Origin of the sequence: Paenirhizobium cremeum (genome assembly GCF_022884085.1) — a bacterium.
Classification (GTDB): domain Bacteria; phylum Pseudomonadota; class Alphaproteobacteria; order Rhizobiales; family Rhizobiaceae; genus Allorhizobium; species Allorhizobium cremeum.
On sequence record NZ_JAGGCS010000020.1, the window covers coordinates 35,882 to 56,359 of the forward strand.

Here is a 20,478-nt window from a genome sequence, read left to right on the forward strand (position 1 = left end):
TGTCATTATACGTTGGTCGAGGATGCGAAGGATATCGCGATACGCCTATCGGCGGTGTTTCAAATCGAAACAAATATAGGAATCCCGACCTGCGTAAAGAAGAATGCAAAAAACAACAGGGGCAGGAGAAAGTAAATGAACACGCATACTGCACTTCCCGATAAAATCGCATCTCTTCAACCGACCGACTTCAAGTACCTCTCGAAAATCACGGACAAGGGGACAGATCTCGACGCAGAAGAATATATCCTGATTATCGATCCGCGGGCTCTCGACCGCGAATGCCTGTCGCGGAGCCTTTCAATCTACAATCCGGCCATGAACATCGTCACCGCCGGGTCGATAGAAGAGTGGCGCAAACGGCATATGACCGATCATCCCTCCGCCATTCTCCTGGTCTTCAGCAGCAGGAAGCCGACGGAGGCCGATGCCTGTGACAAAATCAAGGCCGCAGCGGAAACCTTCAGGCAGAGCCCCGTCATCGTCATCGCCGATTCCGACGATCTCGGAGATATCCTGAAAGCCGTGGAATGCGGTGCTCGCGGCTATATTCCGACAAGTGTCAACATCAGCGTCGCCGCGGAAGCGATCGCTCTCGCGCGGGCCGGCGGGGTCTTCATTCCGGCGAGCAGCATTCTCGCCAAGAAGGATGTCCTGAGTTCCGTCGTAACCGGCTCAACCTACTCCAACGAAGCGTTCACGCCGCGCGAGATCGAAGTGGCCGAGGCATTGCGCCGGGGAAAGGCCAACAAGATCATCGCCTATGAAATGAACCTGTGCGAAAGCACGGTCAAAGTTCATATCCGCAACATCATGAAGAAACTGAACGCCACCAATCGCACCGAAGTCGCCTTCAAACTGAAGTGACCGACAATCCGCCGAAGCCGAACACGAAGGCTCCGGCCAAAATCGCTGGCGGCTGAAGACACCGAACCCAAACGAGCAGCAGAAAATCCCTTCCGTGCATCGCCTCAAGGCGGCACGGCAGGGCGCTCCGCCCGTTGGCCGTGTTTGGATGCAACCCGATGCACTCGACGCATCCTCTTGCTGTTCCGGTAGCGAACCGGCATGCGCGGCCTTCATCCCGGTCATCCTATTCCATCTTCATCAATCGCCGGGCAATCAGCAAAGAGAGGACCAACGTCAACACGGCAAGACCGACCGCATAGAAGACGACATATTCAAGCGGATGCAGGAAGAGGGCGAAAAAACGGGATGTGCTTCCCGAGGTCCTTGGGCCACCCATCCCGTGCCGGTCGAGCGCGAGGTAACGTCTGGTGATGAGGTTCATGTCGGCACTCTCCTCCTGCCCCGCCAGGTTCCTCAATGCAGGGGAACCGGTCTGCCATCGCTGTAGAAGGACGCGGGAGCGAGAACGTCCGTCCCTTTCGCTCCGGGCGCCTTCTTCGCCGCAAGTTCGTCATCGATGATCTTCTGCATGCTGGCGCGAAACCTCGCGGCACTGAACTGGGCCGCGTGCATGCGGATGGCATCGGGGTGAAAGCTTCGCTCCCGTTGCTCGAAGGCATGGACCGCCTCGATCAGCGCGTCCACCGATTGCTCGTCGAAGAGGATGCCTGTCTGCCCCGGCACGACGGTCTCCAGGGCGCCGCCGCGACCATAGGCAATCACCGGCCGGCCGCTGGCCATGGCTTCAACCGGCACGATGCCGAAATCCTCCTCCCCGGGGAAGATAAGGGCCCGGCAATGAGCGAGATTGGCTTTCAGCACAGGAAACGCCGCCCGGCCCATGAAGCGGACGCTCGGCCCGGCGATGCGTTTCAGCGCGTCCACGTCAGCCTTGGCGCCGTCGCCGATGATAACCAGTTGGCGTCCCATTTCGGAAAAGGCGCGCACCGCCAGATCGATCCGCTTGTAGGGAACGATCTGGCCAGCGCAGAGATAGAAGTCACCGAGATCGGCAGCCGGGGCGAAATCCTCGACCGCGACAGGGGGCGGAACGACCGTCGCCGAGCGGCGGTAATATTTGCGGATACGCCCGGCAACGTGGTGGGAATTGGCGACGAAGCGATCAACGCGCAGGCTGGAATTTGCATCCCACGATCGCAGCATCGGTGCCAGAACCGGCATCATCAGCCTGGCCAGCAGGCCGGCATTCTCACGATAGGCATGGTAGTGATCCCAGATATACCGCATCGGCGAGTGGCAGTAGCAGACATGCGTCGCATGCGGCGGAGGAATGATGCCTTTCGCCGGCCCGGATTCGCTCGAAATAATGAGATCGTAGCCTCGCAGGTCGAAACTCTCGAGCGCGAAAGGCATCAGCGGCAGCAACGACTGGTAATAGCGCGTGGCGCCGGGAATTTTCTGCAGGCCGGATGTGATGATCCTGTGACGGCGGATCTTCTCCGATATGCGTGCCTCGTCGCAGACGAGCGTGAAGATATCGGCGTCCGGATACATGTCGCAGAGCGCTTCGACGACTTTTTCGCCGCCGCGCATCGACACAAGCCAGTAGTGGATAATCGCCACCCGCATTTCGCCCCTCGCATGAAGTTGTGCAGGCATCCTAGAGGCAGCCAGAGCGCCCGGCACAGGACCACCTTAGGGCTGCCAGCCTAGTCAAAGGGGCGGATCGACCGTGGAGAAGGCCGGGCGGCTGGCCGATCGGTCAGGATCGTGGCGCAAACCTCGATCACGGCTCATCCATTCGAGGTGAAGGCTTAGAAAAACCTGCCCGAAGGGCGTATCCCCGTGACGACACGCAGGGGATTTACTCGCATCGCTTTGGGCCGACAATCGATTTGATCCGGCCCGTTCAATCGCTGGAACCGACATTTTCATTGTTGCCGGAATTGCGAGGCGCGTTCATGCCGATAGTATGTTTTGAAAAACGGCCTACCTCTACAAGCAGGCGCATTGGTATCGTCTGCGCACTGGCGGGAATGCTGCAACTGGTTGCCGTTCCCAATGCGATCGCCGCGAGCGATGACGGCTTCCGCCTCCGTCCCCAGACCCGGGTCAAGGTCTCGATTGTCGAATGGGTCGCCTCCACCGGCGAGTACAAGGAGTGGACGGCCCTCAACGGCGAATATTCCGTCTCGCCGCTGGGCACGATCTCGGTTCCCCTCATCGGTGAACTTGTGGTGGCAAACGAAACCACCAGCGAAGTGGCGGATCGCATCGCCCGCAGCCTGAGAGAGAAGACCGGACTGTCGTCGCCGCCGACAGCAACGGTCGAAGTCATCCGTTATCCGATGATCTATGTCTCCGGCGCGGTGGACCGCCCCGGAGAAATGGAATACCGCCCCGGGCTGACTGTCATGCAGGCGGTGGCGATGGCCGGCGGACGGGAGCGTCGCTCCAACCCCAATGGCTATTCGGACCTGGAACAGATCCGTTATGCCGGCGAATTGAACCGCTACGACCTTTCCCTGCAGCAGCTTCTGGCTCGCCGCGCACGGCTCGTCGCCGAACTCAAGGAAAGTCCCAAGATCGACTTCCCGCCGGAACTTGCCAATGCGAGGGACCAGAGCACCGGCCGATTGATCGTCGAGAGCGAAAACACGCTGTTTGTCGCGCGCGCCGAAGCGTTGAAGCGACAGCTGGATTCGCTCAGTGAGCTGCAGAGGCTGCTCGAGAACGAAATCAAGGTGCTGGAGGAAAAATCCGCCGTTCAGGAGCGCCAGGTCAAGATCGCGCAGCAGGAACTCGCCAACATTTCGTCGCTCGTCGAGACCGGCACCCTGGCAAAATCGCGGGAAACCTCGCTCGAGCGCGTCGTCGCCGACTTGAACAGCGGCAAGCTCGATCTCGTCGTCGCCCAGATGCGCGCCAGGCAGAAGGTCAGCGAGACCCAGCGCGATGCAATCGCACTCAAGGGACAATTCCGCACGGAAGCGGGACGCAGCCTGCAGGAGGTCGAGGGGGAAATCGACGACACCAGGTTGAAGCGCGCCACGACCCTTCAGCTCCTTCAGGCAAGCGGCGCCTCACTGTCCCGCTATAACGCCATGAAGGCCCTGGAGATCCAGCCGATGGAATACTGGATCACGCGCCGCAACAACGTCCGTTCCCAGGAAAAGGTGCAGGAGACGGCAATACTCGAGCCCGGGGATGTTCTCGACGTCCGCTACGATGTTTCCGCAGGTCTTGGGGGAGCGGTGCAGTTGTCCAGCGCTCCAGAGCAATCGCAATAGTCAGGTTGGTGCGGTCAAACAATGTGCAACAGGGTGGCGTAAATGGGATTCCATGAGTTCGGAAACGTCGAGACGATGTCCAGCCTCGACAAGAAGGATACCGCGAAAAAGGAATATGTTTCGTTCCGCGACGTCTTCAACTTCCTGAAGAAGAACCTGCTCATCCTCGGCATATGTTCCGCTTCCGGAGCGGTGCTCGGGGGCCTCTACATCCTCAACTCCGAGTCCACCTACATGGCGACGACACGCCTGGTGATGGACCCGGAGCAGGGCCGGATCGTCTCGCAGGACGCAGCCACCGGCACCGTCATCATTGAGGCCGCGGAGATCGCGAGCCAGGTCGAAATCGTCAAGTCGGAAGCGATCGCCCAGGCAGTAATACGTAAACTTGGGCTTACGGAAGATCCTGAAATCCTCAACACCCGTTCGTGGCAATCGATCGTCAAGGGCTCCTTGAAGGCGGTGGCCGACCTGTTTACTGGCGGAAGCGGCGAAGAGACGGAAGCGACCAGCGAAGAGGAAGTGATGAGACGCACGATGGGCGGCTTCCTGTCCCGCGTTTCGGTGCGCCGCGTTGGGCAATCCTACGTGCTGGAGATCGGCTATGCCTCCAGCGATCCGCAAAAGGCTGCAAGGACCGCGAATGCCCTGGCCGAAGCCTATATCCGTAACGGCATGAACGACCGCGCGGACGCCGCCAAGCGGGGCGCGATATGGCTGGAGAGCCGGCTGATCGAGGTCGGGCGCAAGGCACGCGAGGCAGCGCTGGCCGCTGAGGAATATCGCAACGAGCATGACATCACGGCGATGGCCAACTCCTCCACGCTCGACCAGCAGCAACTGGCCGAGGTCAGCAGCCAGATGCTTGCGGCAAGGGCAGCGACAGCCGCCGAATCCGCCAAGCTCACCACGCTGGTAAAGCTGATCGAGGGACGAGCAGCCGATGGCAACATGGAAGAGATCGCCAACAATCCGCAGATCCAGAAGCTGCGGGACGATATCCGGGCAGCCGAGACGCGGCTCGAAAGTCTCAGGAGCCGCTATAACGAAGGAAATCCGGCGATCACCGCCGCACACGACGAAATTGCCCGGCTGAAGGCGGCGATCAACGGCGAACTTCGCCAGATAGAGGCCGTCTACCGTTCCAACCTCGAAACGGCGCGGACGCGCGAACAACTGGCCGAGGCGCAATTCCTCAATGCCACCAAGAAGGGCGCGGACAAGAATATCGCCCGCGTCGAACTCTCGGAGATGGAAAGCCGGGCCAACACTTATCGGCGCCTTTATGAAAGCATCCTGCAGCAATATGTGGGCACCATGCAGACCCAGTCCTTCCCGTTGGGCAAGGCCCGCATCGTCACCGCGGCCACGGCACCGTTCGGCAGGATCTGGCCCAAGCCTTCCATCATCCTGCCGTTTTCGACCGTTCTCGGTTTTGCCGGCGGCTTGATGGCTGCGATCCTGCGCAACGGTCTCGACCGCCGCGCCGGCTCCGGCGAAAGACTGCAGCGTGAACTCGGCATCACCTCGCTCGGAAGCATTCCCGTATACCGGCCGCAACTCGACAGCGGCAATGGCAGCAAGCCCCTGCCCACAACCATGCTGCCGCTAAGATCCGTGCTGGACATGCCGTATTCACGTTTCTCGGAAGCGCTGCGCAGCGTAAAGAACTCGCTCGACTCGATCATTCCGGCCAATGGCTCGATGGTGATCGGCGTCACCTCGATCGGCCCCGGCGAAGGCAAGACGACGGTCGCAACGAACCTCGCCCAGCTCTACCAGAACGAAGGGCAGTCCGTGCTTCTCGTGGATGCCGATTTCATCGGCTCCCGCCTTTCGCGGCTCGCCGCAAGCGCCGCGCAGGACGTCGGCATGAAACCCGTCGACCTTTCCTATATCGGCGAACAGCCCCTCGTTCTGCAGAACAGCCGCGCCTCCGCGGGCAAGGCGGCCCGGGGCGCAGCGGTCTCCGAACTCGAAAGGGAAAACCTCCACGTGGAAGAAGCGGATGAGGCGAACCCGGTCCCCCTCGTCACGGTCGAACAGATGAAGCAGGCTTCCGTGTCCAGCCAGCGCTACGGCCATCTGACCACGCTGAAGGAAGCCATCGCGAAGATGCGCCGGCGTTACAAGGTGGTGGTCGTCGACATGTCGGGTTTCGAGGACTCAGCCGACACCCGGACGATCTGCACCTATGTCGACGGAATCATTCTCGTCCTCGGCAACTCCAACAAGATGACGATCGAACGCCTGGCGGACGCGCTGTCCGCCTTCGGCAAGTCGCGTATCTCCTTGCTTGGGGTGATTGCCAACCGAAGTGATGCGCGACGGCGCCAGGCGACAGTCTAGAACCTGCAAAAGCGGAAGACGATTTTGCGCCGGGCGCCGCGAGAAACAAAGAGGCAGGGCATCGAAACCGTTGACCGGAAGCGCCCTGCCGGTATGCCAGGAAGGCGGAAGCCCATGACATATGCCACGATCCACATCGGCAAGCATCGCGATGAAGCTGCCAGTCCTCGTCAGTTCAGGCTTGTCGTTGGAATACCGAGCGCCGGAAGACGGGACATCCTCGCCGCGGTTCTCCCGCATATAGCCCGCCAGATCCGCCTGCCCGATGAGGTCGTCATCTGTGTGCCCTCTGTCGAGGACGTGGATCAAGCCGAACTGGCAAAGCTGCCCTGTCCGGTCAGGGTGCTCGTCTCCCGGCGCGGCAGCTGCCGTCAACGCAACCACATCCTCGAATCCATCCCCGAAGCGGATATCGTCGTGTTTCTGGACGACGACTTTCTCATGGCGCCGCCCTACCTCGAGCAGACCGAGGAGATCTTCGCCGCCAATCCAGATGTCGACATCTGCACCGGCAGGGTCATTGCAGACGGCATCACCGGACCCGGCATTTCCGTCGCCGACGGCTGGCGCATGCTGAAGGACCATGTGCGTCGGGACAACAGGAGCCCGCCTGTCGAGACGACCTATACCGGCTATGGCTGCAACATGGCCGTGCGCATGTCCGCCGTCAGGATCGGCGGCCTGCGCTTCGATGAGAACCTTCCGCTCTACGGATGGCTGGAGGACGTCGATTTCAGCCGGATCGCCGCCCGGCATGGCCGGATCGTTTCGTCGGCCGGCCTCGTCGGCGTCCATCTCGGGACCAAGGTCGGCCGCACCTCCGGCTTGCGGTTCGGCTATTCCCAGATCGCAAATCCCATATACCTCATGCGCAAGGAGACTATGAGCGTCCGCCATGCCGGCATCCAGATGGCGCGTAACCTGCTCGCCAACGTGGTGAAGATCTGGCGGCCGGAGCCCTGGATCGACCGGAAAGGACGATTGCGAGGCAATCTTCTGGCCTTTTCGGATCTCCTCGCCGGACGCCTTGCTCCGCGCAATATCGAGAGGCTGGAGTGATATCCGTGAACCAGAGACAACCCGACCGTGTCGTGGTCATCAACGACCGCTCCGCCATGGTCGGCGGCGCATCGAACCTCGCGATCCTCTCGGCCGGCCTTCTCGAACGGCGTGGCATCGGCGTGACCTATCTTGCCGGCGATACGGCGGAACATGAAAAACCAGCGGGCGACACCATCAATATCGCGGGAAAGCCGCTCGTGCAGCAGGGCAGGCTGTCTGCTTTCGCGGGTGGCCTCTATAATTCCAAGGCTTTCGAAACGCTTCAGGACCTGATCTCGATGCGCGATACTCCTTCGACCATCTATCACGTGCATGGATGGTCGAAGATCCTGTCGCCTTCCATTTTCCGGGCACTGGCCGCTGTACGCGATCGAACAGTCCTGCATGCGCACGATTATTTTCTCACATGCCCGAACGGTGGCCTCGCGAACTACCGCAAGCAACAGGTCTGCCATCTCCGGCCGATGTCGGCCTCCTGCCTTGTTACCCAATGCGACAAGCGAGGTTACCATGAGAAGCTCTGGCGCACGGCACGCCACCTGCTGCGGGAACACTTCTATCCCACCGGCGACCTGCCGGCGAACATCGTGGTCGTGCACGAGCGGATGCGGCAGATATTCGAGCGCGCCGGCCTGAATGTCGAACACGTCGAAACGATCCGCAACCCGGTGGAGCCTTTCCTTGCCGAAGGCGCGGAGCCGGCGGCGCATCGAACCTTCTATTTCATCGGCAGGCTGGAGCCGGAAAAAGGCTTCGAGGAAGCCGCCCAGGCGGCCAGGATCGCCGGCGTCGGACTGCATGTCATTGGCGACGGCGCCGGGCGAAGCATCCTGGAGCGGGATTATCCGGAGGTCGTCATTCATGGATGGCAGTCCCGGCAGGGTATGCGCGAAATCCTTCGAGATGCCCGTGCCATCGTGATTTCGTCCCGCGTACCCGAACCCTTCAGCCTTGCCGCCCTTGAAGCAGTGTCGAGCGGCATACCGGTCATCATGCCGGATTCGGCTCTGCTCGGTGCCGAAATTACTGCGCTGGAATGTGGCTTGGTCTTTCGGAGCGGCGACACCGTGGCTCTCGCCGAAGGGTTGCGCCACCTGGCGATTGACGACGGGCTTATTGGGAAGATGGCCCAAAATTGCCGGCGGGAGGCGCCTCGCCTTGCCCACACCGCCACGTCATGGATCGAGGCGCTGATGGCGCTCTACGGTCGAGTGCTGGAACGCTCGGAGACGTCCCGCTCCGCCGAGATTCGCCCTGTGCGTCAGTTCACAGCTTTTGGCTCACGCTTATTGAACCGTTGAAGCGAACCGAGGTCCATCGTCGAGCCTGAAGTAGAAACCGGCATTCTCGCTCGCCCCAAGCTCGGGATGGGTTTCGATGACATGGGAAAGCGAGGGGATAGCCCAGCGGTCGACCTTGCGATAGCCAAGCTTCTCGATATCCCTCAGGAAAGCGATCTCGTCGCGCATCTGGTAGGGCACATGGGCCTTGCCGATCCGCTCCAGGGTCACCACCGGACCGCCCTGCCGAAAGGCAACCTTGTTCAGCAGCAGATGCCGGGGGCGCGATGGAAGGCCTTCCAGCAGCGTTGAAAGGGGGATGTCGAGATATTGCAGGAGCCCTGACCCCAGAAAAAGCGGCGTCGCCGGAGCGTCTTCGATACGGTCGACGAAACGGAGCTGGGTCAGTCCTTCGCGCTCGGCCATGCGCCGCCCCGCCGAAACAATCGCCGGCAGGTCGTAAACCACCCAGTCGAGCCCTTCGGGCAGGGACAAAAGATCGCGAAAGGCTCGATACTTCGTCCCCATGTGCCCGCCGGCATCGAGCAATCCGCCGACTTCGTCACGCAGGTTGCGGAGCCAGAACAGCACTGGATAGTCCCAGGGCATGACCCTGCACATCTGCTCGAAGGCAACGTGAGCGATCTCGTCATGGTCGTAACCGGCGAGGGACTTGGTCTTGGCCGCGGCGATGGCCTCCTCGAAGGAACCATAGGCACCGGAGAACCGGCGCGGAAAAGGCGACAGATAGCGAAGCCGCCCGCCGATCGCGCGAAACGGCACAAGAGAATGCCCAAAGCCGCTCATCGTGCTCTGCAGAATGTTATGAACGCTTTTCCTCACAATCGCGGTATTCATTCCGGACCTTCCTCCGCTCCGTTCGACAAACCACACTCAGGTCTTTTGCGCCTTTCGCACAATGGCGAAGATAGGCACGGAACCGCCGTCGAGCCGCTGCAGGCCAGCCAGCGTACCGAGATAGATGATCGCTCCGGCGAGCATCTGCAGGAGATTGGTCGACAGTCCGCTCATGGCCGATCCCGCCGCAACGCTGCCGAGCAGAACGACCACGACGATCATCGCAAGAAGCGCGATCGCCGGATGAGCACAGCCGCGCAGGACCCGCGTCCAGCTTACCTCCCCGTAACGGCTTTGCAGGTGCGCCGAAATGGCGAAGGAGAAGACCGCTGCCGCGCATTGTCCGGCGGCGGCAGCCACCATGCCGAAGGGGGAAAGCGCGAACATGAAGGCGAGGGAAACGAGGCTGTTGACGAGGATCGCCGGCGGCATCTTCCGGATCGTGCCTGAAAGCGAGAGGATTGGCTCCGTGACGTAGCCGGGGATCAGCAGCACCTGCTTGATGGAGAGAAGCGTCACCAGAAAAGCAGCAGGCGCCCACGCATCGCCCAGTGCGATTTGGACCAGACTACCCGACATCAGCGCGAGACCGATGTAGACGGGCGCGGAAACCGCCATGAGGAGAACGACGAATTTGGTCGCGGCCGTGCCGATCCGCCTCGTCGCCTCGCCGTCGTCCGCACCGCGCACCGCAACTCTTCTCAGAACCACCCAGGCCAGCATGCGCGCAGGTTCGCCGACCACTTCCGAAAAGGCTGCGACCACCCTTTCGGCAGCCCGGTAGTAACCGGCCTCCGTCAGCCCCAGGACACTGCCAACGACGAGCGTGCCTGAATAGGACCGGACATAGATAATCAGCCGGTTGGCAACGATGTGGCGGGAAAACTCCAGAAGCTCCCGGAGAAAGACGGTATGAAGATGTATTTTCGGCACCCAGCGGAGAATCGCCGTGAAGAGCACGACGCTCACGATCTGGGTGGTCAGCCGCCCTGCCACGAGCGCAAGGATATTCCAGCCGAAAAGGAGGCCGGCAACGGCGACTCCCATGCCGCAGGCTTCCGCAACGATCCTGACGATTGCCTGCTGCCTCAGGCGGCCTGTGGCGACGAATACGCCGTCGCAGACAGCCGAGAACGGCGTCAGCAGCAGCCAGAGGCTGAACAGCACCACAAGCGCGGCGACCCCGGAGAGATGAAAAACGAGGCCGAGCACGATGGCGAAGCAGAGCCCCAGGGCCGTCGCGCACAGCCCGGCGAAAACGGCGACGCTGGCGATCTGGTCAAGCCGGTCGGCATCTTCCCGCATCTTCATCACGAATTCGCACCAGCCGCCTTCCGCAAAGATGACGAGCAGCGCCACTACCGCCGCGACATAGGCGAACAGCCCGAATTCCGCGGACTCAAGCACGCGGGCTGCGATGATGAACGTCGCCAGCTGACTGATCTGGATGAATATCTTCGCGCTCATCGTCCACATCGCATCGGTGACGAGAGACGGCCACCGAACGAGCGCGCCCAGACGATTCTTCCACCGCTTCATTCGGCCGGTAGCTGCTGAAAGCAACAATTGCATAAGGGCTCCTGCCTTGACGGCTGTGTTTGCAGCCTCTTTTGTGAATGCCGGAAGGCCGTTTCCCCGGCCCTCCCGAGGATCGGCCACAGGCGCGATTGCTCCAGCCGCTTCCTTTGCATGCTGGCCGCCCCGAGGGGCCGAGGCTTATGGGGCAACCGAATCGTGATATCTTCTGAGAGGGACAGAACCGGCAAGGAAGGCTTCATGCGCAACTGGGCCACTAAATTCGGGCTGCGATGGCTTGTCATTGTCGTCTGCCTTGCCTTCTGGATTGCCCTGCTCATGCTGTTCCTCCGCTGAAGCGCTTTCAGCGTTCGTTCTGCGCGAAGAGCACGACACCGACGGTCCGCAGGATGATTCCGACATCCCGGGAAAGCGAAACGCTATGATAGTAGTCGACGTCGAACCGGACCCGTTCTTCGTAGGACGTGTCCTCCCGGCGGGAGACCTGCCAGAGACCGGTGATGCCGGGGCTCATGGCCAGGTAGCAGTGAACCTGCGATCCGTAACGCTCCAGTTCCTCTGCAATGACCGGCCTCGGGCCGACGATGCTCATTTCGCCGCGCAGCACGTTGAACAATTGCGGAAGCTCGTCGAGGCTCGTGATGCGCAGGTATTTGCCGAGCCAGTGCACCCGCGGGTCACTTTTCAGTTTCTGAGTCTCGTTCCATTCCCGAAGCCTCGCCGGATTGCTGGCGAGAAGATCCTGAAGCGCCTTTTCAGCGTCCTTGCGCATGGTGCGGAATTTGAGGCAATCGAAGGTCTTGCCGTTTCGGCCGACGCGCTTGTGGCGGAAAATTATCGGCCGGCCATCGATGACCAGGAGTGCGAGCCCGATCAGGATCAGAGCCGGAAGCAGGAAGACGATCGAGAAGACGGCGAAAAACAGGTCGAAAACCCGCTTGCCTCCGCGGCTCCTGACACTCCTCGCCGCGGAGGCAGCGGCGTGCCGCTGCCCTATATTATCCGAAAAAAAAGACATCTCGCAGACCTCCAGCCATCGACAAGGCTGCCGCTGAAAGAGCAAGGATGCAATTGATACTGATAGGCAGCGCATCCTCTGTTGGAGGTAGACCATGCTCCCTTTTTTGGCTGGATAGCCGCAATAGCCAGCTAGACGCCTCCGCCTTCGCAAGGAAATCCCCTCTCCGCAAAGTCCGGGAGAAAGGACGAGGCGAGGAAGGCCGTGATATCGAGACCCACTGTCCTGCGGCCCGCTTTTCGATGAATTTAAGGATTATTCGAAGCGGCCGGTGGCAATCGCATCGCTTGCGGGGAACGTTTCCTGCAACGCCTCGTCCAGATTGTCGTCGTCGTGACGCTTCTTGCCCTCGGCAAGCCAGCACTGTTCCAGATCCATCGGCTCCGGCAGGCTTTCCTTACCGTCCCGTGACCATTGGGTATCATCACTGCTCTTCTGTTTCATGACGATCTCCTCGGAATGAACATCGATCGCAAGCGTCGTATTACGCGACAGGCATCCTATCACACGGCCGCCGGTTTATCGCCCCTGAGGTGCACGCCCAGGCAAAATGGCTGGCACCGCCGACCGGACTCTGGCGCAGGCAAAGCGGAAATGAAAAACCTGAACGCCCGCCGCGACGCGGAGATCAGCGGGCGTCTCGCCGACGACAGGACCCGTTCAGACGGGGCGAACCGTCGTGACGAAATTTTCGAAAAAATCCGAGAACTTCGCGACCCGCATCGGCAGCTTCTCATAAGGCGGATAATAGAGGGTCAGCCAGAGTTCGGGCGCCTGCCAGTCGTGAAGGATCTGGACGAGACGACCTTCGGCAATCGCCTTCTCGACGATGAAGGATGGCAGGAGCGCAATTCCCTCGCCGTTTTCCGCAAGCCGCGCCGTCAACTCGCCGTTGTTTCCCGCGAGTATCCGCCCCGCCCTGACCTTGCGTGTCCGGCCGGCAAAAGCAAGCTCCCATGTTTCGGAAAGCGCTTCCTCGTCATAGGCGATGCAGGCGGCTTCATTGAGATCGTCAGGCGATTTCGGCGTTCCATTGGCCGCCAGGTAGCCCGGAGAGGCAACAAGCATCCGTCGCACCGGGCAGATCTTCCGCCAGATCGTAGACTTGTCCCGTGGCGGTTCGGAAATGCGGATGGCAAGGTCGAAACTGTCTGAGACGATATCGATGAACCGGTCCGTCAACGTCATCGACACCGCGATGCCGGGATTTTCGACGCGAAAGCCCGAGACGACATCCGGCAGAATTCGCTGCCCGAGCGATAACGGCACATTGAGCCGGATGAGACCCGCCGCATGGCCCGTTTCCGCTCGAACCTCATCGGCCACAGCCTCGAAGGCCTCCATCAGCGGTTCGATGCGCGCGGCATAGACCGCGCCCGCCGAAGTCAGGGACACATGCCGCGTGGTCCTCAAGAGAAGCTGCACGCCGAGGGCTTCTTCCAGCGCACTCACAGCCCGCGTGACTGTCGGCGCCGTCATCGAAAGATGCCGGGCGGCCGCGATGAAGCTGCGCTCTTTCGCAACAGCCAGGAAAATACGGATATCGTTGAGATCGCTCATGCGAGATAATTTCACTTTTTGAAATTATATTGTCAATATTATTTCTATTCACTTCGCCGCCCTTTGGCCCCATCTTCTGCCTCGGAACAAGGGATGCAATGGCATCCGAACAGAAGGATGGCAAAAATGCTTACTCAGATCAAAGGCTTGCACCATATCACCTCGATGGCTGCAGATGCCCAGCAAAACAGCGACTTTTTCACCAAGACGCTCGGCCTGCGCCGCGTGAAGAAGACCGTCAACTTCGATGCTCCTGATGTTTACCACCTCTACTATGGCGACGAGGCAGGCACGCCCGGCTCCGTCATGACCTACTTTCCCTTCCCGCATATTGCGGCAGGGCGCCCGGGTGCCGGTGAAGTCGGAGAATCCTATTTCGCCGTTCCGAAGGGTTCGCTGGGTTACTGGACGGAGCGCCTGACCAAGCTCGGCGTGAAGAACCTCTCGGCAACGGAAGTGTTCGGCGAAAAGCGTCTGCGCTTCGCCGGTCCGGACAGTGACGGCTTCTCGTTGGTGGAAGTCGACGATGACAAGCGCGAGGGCTGGCTGCACGACGAGATCGGCGCTGCCGAAGCCATCAAGGGTTTCCATGGTGCGAGCATGAGGCTCAAGGATACCGGCGCAACCCGGGAACTGCTCGGCTTCATGGGCTACGAGAAGGTCGACGAAAAGGACGAATGGGCTCGCTTTGCCATCGCCGGCGGCAACGGTGCGGATTTCATCGATCTCGAAACCGTCCCGCAGGCAGATTTTGCCCGCCTTGGCGCCGGTTCGGTCCACCACATCGCATTCGCGGTGGAAGACAGGGCGGCACAGCTCGAAGTCCGCAAGGCGCTTCTTGACACCGGCTACCAGGTAACCCCGGTCATCGATCGCGACTACTTCTGGGCGATTTATTTCCGCACACCGGGCGGCGTCCTGTTCGAGATTGCAACCAACGAGCCTGGCTTCGACCGTGACGAGGACAGCGCTCACCTCGGCGAAGCCCTGAAGCTGCCGACCCGCTACGAGCCCTATCGCGGCCAGATCGAAAAACAGCTTCAGCCGATCAAGGACTGAGGTTCGACAGGAAATGATGGAACGACGGGTCCGCATGGTCCCGTCATCAGGAGAAAGATATCATGAACACGAGCACCACTGCCTATCATGCCTTCATCAAGCCTGGTTCCGACGGCGCTCCCCTCGTCTTCGCGTTCCACGGCACCGGCGGCAACGAATTCCAGTTCACCGAACTGGTCGAGCAGATCCTGCCCGATGCAGGGATCGTCTCGCCGAGAGGCGATGTCTCCGAACATGGCGCCCTGCGTTTCTTCCGCCGCACTGGCGAGGGCGTCTACGACATGGACGACCTTGCCCGGCGCACGGACAGGATGATCGACTTTCTCGCTCAGAAAAAAGCGGAGAACCGAGGCCGTCCCGTCTATGCGCTCGGCTATTCCAATGGCGCAAACATTCTCGCCGCCGTGGCGTTCAGGAGGCCGGATCTCTTCGACCGCATAGCTCTCCTGCATCCGCTGGTCCCGTGGAAGCGGGAGAACAACAGCGCACTGAAAGACCGGCAGGTGCTCATAACCGCCGGGCAGCATGATCCGATCTGCCCGCTGCCGCTGACCGAAGCGCTTGTCGATTACTTCGCACGGCAGGGCGCGAAGGTCGAAACCAGCATCCACGCCGGCGGGCACGAAATTCGCCAGGCGGAACTGCAGGCGCTGAACGCCTTCCTGACCCGATAAGGGTTCCGACCGAGACGAAACTGCGAAACCAACGATCGGAGGCTACCGCCCCGATACAGTCCAGGAGAAAGACCATGATCCTGATCCACGAAAACATGAGCCGCGGCAAAACCAGCAAGGGCTGGCTGAGCAGCTTCCATACCTTCTCCTTCGGCGGTTTCCAGGACCCGACGCGCATGGGCTTCGGCCCGCTGCGTGTCATCAACGAGGACTGGATCATCCCGGGTTCCGGTTTTTCCGAACATGCCCATGACAACATGGATATCCTGACCGTCCTTCTGGAAGGCAGGCTGCGCCATCAGGACACCATGGGAAACGTCTCGACGATCGAAGCCGGCGAGATACAGCTGATGTCTGCCGGCACCGGGGTCCGTCATTCGGAGATGAATGCCTCGGAAGACGAGATCGCCCATCTGCTGCAGATCTGGATGATTCCGGACATCAGGGGAACCGAACCGCGCTACCAGCAGGCCCGCCTGCCGGCAATGGAAGATGCCCGCGACTGGACACCGATCGCATCCGGCACCGAAGGCGAGGCTCCCCTGCACCTCCTGTCCGACAGCAGACTGCTGATCGCCAACCCGAAGGAGGGTGACGTCAGCACCATCCCAGCCCGGCCCGGACGCCTCGTCTTCGTCCATATCGTGAACGGTCTGGCGAGGATCGAGGGAGAGGATCTGCGGCCGGGTGATGGCCTCCAGATCTCGGAACCCGAAACGCTTGAACTCGATTGGCTGACGAACGGAACGGCTCTCCTGTTCGACATGCCCCGTTGAAAACGGAAATCGTCAACGAAACGGCGGGAGACCCTCCCGCCGTCGCCCGGCAGAAGGGCGATCGTTCGGGCGAATGTCCGAAAGCCGTGAGGTCGTCCCGGCATTCCTCGTCCGCAGGCCGAACCGAGACAGGCCGCCAGGAACGCCTCGGCCGAAACAAAGGTCCTGGTCACGAAACCGGGCGACCGGACATGGCCTAGAGCCCCGCCTATGCGGCGCTTCCGGTCGATCTTGAGCGGCCGCAACCTTCTGACCCGAGCGACGTTTTCCACGGTCAGCCGCGAAGCGCAAAAAGCGCCTTCTGGTCCTGCACGCCCTTCAGATGAAACGAACCGAGATCGTGAAATGCCGGACGCTGCTCCTTGGGCATCAGAGCGATGAATTCGCGGGAAGCGAGCGCGGTCTCCTTGATGGAACTGCACATCGCCGCCATGCGGCACACCTCGTTGACGGCGGGACCGATGACGGTGAAATCGAGGCGCTCGTCGCTACCGACATTTCCGTAAAACACCTCGCCCTCGTGAAGGGCAAGATAGACGGAAGTCGTCGCGAGGTTCTCCTCGCGACGCCGCCGATTCAATTCCTCGATCCTGAGCGCCGCATCGGCCCGCGCCTGCAGCGCCGCCTGTGCCGCCGCACGCGGGTCGTCATGATTGAAGATCGCCAGAATGCCGTCGCCGACAAGTTTCAGAATATCGCCGCCGGCAGCATGTACGGCCGAAATGACCGCATCGGCATAGTCGTTGAGAAAGGCGATGAGCTGTCCGCTCTCCATGGTCTCAGACAGCGAAGTATAGTTTTCCATGTCGGAGTACCAGAGCACCGTCCGGATGGTCTCCACCCTGCCCCGTTCGATACTGCCCTCGAGCACCCGGCGGCCGGGATCGCGCCCGAGATAGACCTCGACGAGCGACTTGGCGATCTGGTTGAGAGAGGCCGCTTTGACCGCCAACGCCAGAGATGCGACAAGTATGCGCAGTGCGTTGAGATCGTCAGGCGTAAACCCGCCGGGCTTGGCTGACGACCAGCGGGAGCACATGTTTTCGATTTCGCCAATTCTGCTCTCGCCACCAAGCTTGTGGATCAGCGCGAAATAGTCGGTATGCCCTTCGGCGATGAGATCAGGGATGATCCCGAACCGGGATTCGACCGAACCTTCCAGCGGAATGTGAAGCTCGCAAAGGTCGCGTTCAGTCATATAGTAGAAAGGACTACCTCGCCACAACTCAGCATTGCGCATCGCCTCATGCCGCCAAAACTCCCGGACCTCCGAGCGCCCCTGGCTCGCCACATTCCAGAAAACGCCTTCTGATTCCTGCACGGGATGCAGCGTGTCGAAAAACAGCACCGCCTGGGCGATTTCCAGCCCGGTGTCGCGTAGGCGACTGCAGAATCCATCGACAAGCGCCGTCTCGCTCGCCCCGAGCAGTCCCTGTTCGATAAGCCAGCCATTGATCGAATCCAGCTGTTCCCGGTTCATGGAATGCCCTTCCGCCGCCATAGCGCTCTCTCTTTTACCGGGCATTATCTGAAAACGGCGAGGCCGAATTTCAACCGGCGTTTCCAAAGATATATGAAGCAAGGCAAGCGGAAGGATGGATCGGGACGCGCTGTCTCGACGGAAATCGCCGCGCTTAGAGAGCGGCGAGAAAGGTAATGGCGTACGACACCGCAACCAAGCCAAGCAGCACGGCCAGCAATCTTCGCATGATACCAGGTGGATTGACGTTTCGAGCCGTAAAGATGCGGCGCCTCGGATAGATGCACTCGCGGACAGAGCGAAGCATGACAGGCTCCTGTGTTTGCCGCCGACGGAGGTCCCGGACCGGCGTCGATGCGAAGATCAGGCTGCGACGGTGGCTTCGCCTTCACAGCGTGCGAACGGCGCGAAGGCGTGCCGGATTCCGATGATCGTTTCCGGTTCCGCCGCCACCAGCGGTAAGCGGACATCGGCGGGATGCTGATGGATGAACGACGTCGCCTCCTTCAGGGCCGCGATGTCATCGGGTCCACAGGACGCAAGCGCAGACACGATCTCCTGATGAAGCGCCGTCATCCTCCCGAGCTCCGCCGAGGCATCGAGGATAGACCTGACGTGCGATGGCAACACATTCGCAAGCGGGGAGATCGCGCCGTTGCCGCCGGAGGCGATGAAGGCCGGCAATGTCCTGCAGTCGCGGGAGAGGTGAAGATAACGTCGTCTCAGGTTCGCTGGCAGGCCCGCGAAAAAGCCGAGCCTGGCCTGGCCATGACAGACGGCGACGATGCCTTCCGTGCTTGCCAGTCCCGAGAGAAGTCCCATGCCGAAATCGATGGCGGTTCGGCCGGGATCGTCATCGACGATGATCGGAACCGGCACTGCATCGGCAATTGATCTGAAATGCTCGACCACGCCGGCAAGCCGGGGTTTCGAGTAGTACGGGATCGTTACCAGCAATGCATCCGCCCCAAGCCGCACCGCCCGGCGCGCCAGATCGATCGATGCCGTCGTGCAGTTCGTGCCGGTTGCGGCGATGACGGACAGGCGGCCTTGTGCCCGCTGGACGCAGGCGCTGATGATTGCATCCCGTTCCTGTGCGTCGAGCGCGTGTCCCTCGCCGAAGGCATCGAGGATGACGATCCCGTCCATGCCCGCCGCGACCTGCCGGTCTATCGCCGCATTCAGCGCGGCGATGTCGCACCGGTCCTCGCTGAAAGGGGTGAGCAGCGGGGTGAACCCTGCAGGGCATCGGTGTCGAAACGGCATCATGACGGAGCGCTCCTGTTATGTTGAACAGAAACTGGCCCCGATCGCATAGGATTTCGATAGGACTGCCGATGCGATCATATCAAGGTTTCATAGGCGCCCGATCCGCTGAACGAGCCGACGGTCGGCACTGCCGACCTTGCCACGACGAGACCGAAAGGCTTCATCAAGGCCGGAATACTTCCGGAAGGCCATTCCAGAAGCTTTGCCGCCCTCTTTTCCAGCCTCCGACGACACGGGAGACCTCGCGCACGGCATCGGCCGGACCGGCGCAATCGAGGAGTACGACGGTCGCGTCCCCTCCGACGGAGAGGCCATGGGGCTTGTCCATCAGCCTCGCCGCCAAATCCGAGACCATGGAAAAGACGAGCGTCATGTCGTCGTCTCGCGAAAGCTGGGCGACATTGGCGTAGAGGTTCGCCATTCTGACCAGCGAGGCGTCGCCATAGGGCGTGAACGGGTTGAGCACGTTGTTGGTGGCAATCGAGGTGACGACCCCGCATTCGGCAAGGAGATGTGCGGGCGCGACACCGCGCGGAACAAGCGTCTCATATGCACGGCCATTGAGGAAGAGGTCGGTCGCGGGCAGAGCGGTAAGCGCGATACCGGCTTCGGAGAGGCGCGCGGCAAGCGCCTTGACCGCATCCGCCGGAAGCGCCGAGAGGTTGGTGACATGCCCGACCGAGACCCGCCCGCCCCAGCCGTGCTGCACCGTCTCCTCGATGACGGCGGGAAGATTGGTGTTATCGGGATTGAGGTCGAAATCGAGATGAAAATCGACGGCGACATCATGTTTCAGGGCGAGTTCGAAGATCAGTTCCACATGCCGGCGCGGATCGGGATCGGTATAGGGGCAGCCGCCCACGAGGTCCGCCCCTTCCGACAGGGCCTTGTCCAGCATGGCAAGTGTCTCCGGCTCCTGCGTCAGCCCTTCCTGAGCGAAAGCGCAGATCTCGATGTCGATGGCGAAGGCATAATCCGCCTTCACCCTGAGGATCGCCTCGAAGGAGCGGTAGCCGGCGCGCGGATCGATCTCGACGAAGGTGCGCAACCGCGTCGTGCCGTTGATGATTGCCTTTTCCACCACGCCCGAGGCACGGGCATAGACATCCTCCACCTCGAAGCCCTTCTTGGCGCGGGCGGTTTCCCGGACTGCTTCGGCAAGCGTGCCTTCGCAGATCGTGCAGCGGCCGAGAATGCCGGCCTTGTCGAGATGAATATGGCTCTCGACGAAGCCGCTGAAGGCAAAGGCCCCCTTCGCGTCGGTCTCCGTCACCGCCTCGCAGCGGAATGCGGGCTCGATGGCCGCGATCACGCCGTCCTTCACGGCGATATCCACCGGTCCACCGTTCTGCTCGGTCAGCGCATTTCGTATCACCAGATCGAACACCATGCCGCCT

Annotated in this window: 18 protein-coding genes; 8 read left to right on the forward strand and 10 right to left on the reverse strand. The window is 61.0% G+C overall.

Annotation, left to right across the window (positions count from 1 at the left end):
* Positions 1 to 135: 135 nt before the first annotated feature.
* Positions 136 to 867, forward strand: a complete 732-nt coding sequence (locus J5N58_RS24145) for a response regulator transcription factor (RefSeq protein WP_113340996.1) — start codon at positions 136 to 138, stop codon at positions 865 to 867.
* A gap of 226 nt (positions 868 to 1,093) precedes the next feature.
* Here the strand turns inward: J5N58_RS24145 and J5N58_RS24150 are convergent, their stop codons facing one another.
* Positions 1,094 to 1,291 carry a hypothetical protein gene (locus J5N58_RS24150; protein WP_113340997.1) on the reverse strand — a complete coding sequence of 66 codons (198 nt, stop codon included), beginning with the start codon at positions 1,289 to 1,291 and terminating at the stop codon, positions 1,094 to 1,096.
* A gap of 32 nt (positions 1,292 to 1,323) precedes the next feature.
* Positions 1,324 to 2,499 carry a glycosyltransferase gene (locus J5N58_RS24155; RefSeq protein ID WP_113426574.1) on the reverse strand — a complete coding sequence of 392 codons (1,176 nt, stop codon included), beginning with the start codon at positions 2,497 to 2,499 and terminating at the stop codon, positions 1,324 to 1,326.
* A 407-nt stretch (positions 2,500 to 2,906) separates the two neighbouring features.
* Here J5N58_RS24155 and J5N58_RS24160 point away from each other — a divergent pair, with 407 nt between their 5' ends.
* The 4 genes from J5N58_RS24160 (at position 2,907) to J5N58_RS24175 (ending at position 8,872) form a co-directional block, all read left to right on the forward strand.
* A complete protein-coding gene (locus tag J5N58_RS24160) occupies positions 2,907 to 4,160 on the forward strand; it encodes a polysaccharide biosynthesis/export family protein (RefSeq protein ID WP_244713706.1) in 1,254 nt (417 codons plus the stop codon).
* A gap of 42 nt (positions 4,161 to 4,202) precedes the next feature.
* Complete coding sequence (locus tag J5N58_RS24165) at positions 4,203 to 6,509, forward strand: GumC family protein (RefSeq protein WP_113439276.1); 2,307 nt, start codon at positions 4,203 to 4,205, stop codon at positions 6,507 to 6,509.
* A gap of 114 nt (positions 6,510 to 6,623) precedes the next feature.
* Positions 6,624 to 7,568 (forward strand): glycosyltransferase family 2 protein, encoded by a 945-nt coding sequence (locus J5N58_RS24170; protein ID WP_113439277.1) that lies wholly within the window; start codon positions 6,624 to 6,626, stop codon positions 7,566 to 7,568.
* Positions 7,569 to 7,573: 5 nt separating this feature from the next.
* Complete coding sequence (locus J5N58_RS24175) at positions 7,574 to 8,872, forward strand: glycosyltransferase family 4 protein (protein WP_244713710.1); 1,299 nt, start codon at positions 7,574 to 7,576, stop codon at positions 8,870 to 8,872.
* On the opposite strand, the gene J5N58_RS24180 is transcribed toward J5N58_RS24175, so the two are convergent.
* The 5 genes from J5N58_RS24180 to J5N58_RS24200 all read right to left on the reverse strand — a co-directional run bounded on the left by J5N58_RS24180 (position 8,858) and on the right by J5N58_RS24200 (position 13,823).
* The gene (locus J5N58_RS24180) at positions 8,858 to 9,709 is read right to left on the reverse strand and encodes a methyltransferase, TIGR04325 family (protein WP_244713713.1); all 852 of its coding nucleotides are present in this window, start codon (positions 9,707 to 9,709) and stop codon (positions 8,858 to 8,860) included. The genes J5N58_RS24175 and J5N58_RS24180 overlap by 15 nt on opposite strands.
* Positions 9,710 to 9,745: 36 nt before the next feature.
* On the reverse strand, positions 9,746 to 11,248 hold the full coding sequence (locus J5N58_RS24185) for an oligosaccharide flippase family protein (protein ID WP_244713717.1): 1,503 nt from the start codon (positions 11,246 to 11,248) through the stop codon (positions 9,746 to 9,748).
* A gap of 340 nt (positions 11,249 to 11,588) precedes the next feature.
* On the reverse strand, positions 11,589 to 12,263 hold the full coding sequence (locus tag J5N58_RS24190; RefSeq protein ID WP_112828488.1) for a sugar transferase: 675 nt from the start codon (positions 12,261 to 12,263) through the stop codon (positions 11,589 to 11,591).
* A gap of 255 nt (positions 12,264 to 12,518) precedes the next feature.
* Complete coding sequence (locus J5N58_RS24195; RefSeq protein ID WP_113426570.1) at positions 12,519 to 12,707, reverse strand: hypothetical protein; 189 nt, start codon at positions 12,705 to 12,707, stop codon at positions 12,519 to 12,521.
* A gap of 216 nt (positions 12,708 to 12,923) precedes the next feature.
* A complete protein-coding gene (locus J5N58_RS24200) occupies positions 12,924 to 13,823 on the reverse strand; it encodes a LysR family transcriptional regulator (RefSeq protein WP_112828490.1) in 900 nt (299 codons plus the stop codon).
* Between the two features lie 126 nt (positions 13,824 to 13,949).
* On the opposite strand from J5N58_RS24200, the gene J5N58_RS24205 reads away from it, so the two are divergent.
* From J5N58_RS24205 to J5N58_RS24215, 3 genes are all read left to right on the forward strand, one after another.
* Positions 13,950 to 14,882: a VOC family protein gene (locus J5N58_RS24205; protein WP_113426591.1), complete on the forward strand. Its 933-nt coding sequence runs from the start codon at positions 13,950 to 13,952 to the stop codon at positions 14,880 to 14,882.
* A 62-nt stretch (positions 14,883 to 14,944) separates the two neighbouring features.
* Positions 14,945 to 15,556 carry an alpha/beta hydrolase gene (locus J5N58_RS24210; protein ID WP_244713720.1) on the forward strand — a complete coding sequence of 204 codons (612 nt, stop codon included), beginning with the start codon at positions 14,945 to 14,947 and terminating at the stop codon, positions 15,554 to 15,556.
* A 74-nt stretch (positions 15,557 to 15,630) separates the two neighbouring features.
* Positions 15,631 to 16,332, forward strand: a complete 702-nt coding sequence (locus J5N58_RS24215) for a pirin family protein (protein WP_112828492.1) — start codon at positions 15,631 to 15,633, stop codon at positions 16,330 to 16,332.
* A 274-nt stretch (positions 16,333 to 16,606) separates the two neighbouring features.
* Here J5N58_RS24215 and J5N58_RS24220 read toward each other — a convergent pair whose 3' ends face one another.
* From J5N58_RS24220 to J5N58_RS24230, 3 genes are all read right to left on the reverse strand, one after another.
* A complete protein-coding gene (locus J5N58_RS24220) occupies positions 16,607 to 17,812 on the reverse strand; it encodes an adenylate/guanylate cyclase domain-containing protein (protein WP_162708208.1) in 1,206 nt (401 codons plus the stop codon).
* Positions 17,813 to 18,175: 363 nt separating this feature from the next.
* Positions 18,176 to 19,081, reverse strand: coding sequence for a dihydrodipicolinate synthase family protein (locus J5N58_RS24225; protein ID WP_112828494.1), 906 nt, complete (start codon positions 19,079 to 19,081; stop codon positions 18,176 to 18,178).
* Between the two features lie 163 nt (positions 19,082 to 19,244).
* The gene (locus tag J5N58_RS24230; RefSeq protein WP_112828495.1) at positions 19,245 to 20,471 is read right to left on the reverse strand and encodes an amidohydrolase family protein; all 1,227 of its coding nucleotides are present in this window, start codon (positions 20,469 to 20,471) and stop codon (positions 19,245 to 19,247) included.
* Between the last annotated feature and the right edge of the window lie 7 nt (positions 20,472 to 20,478).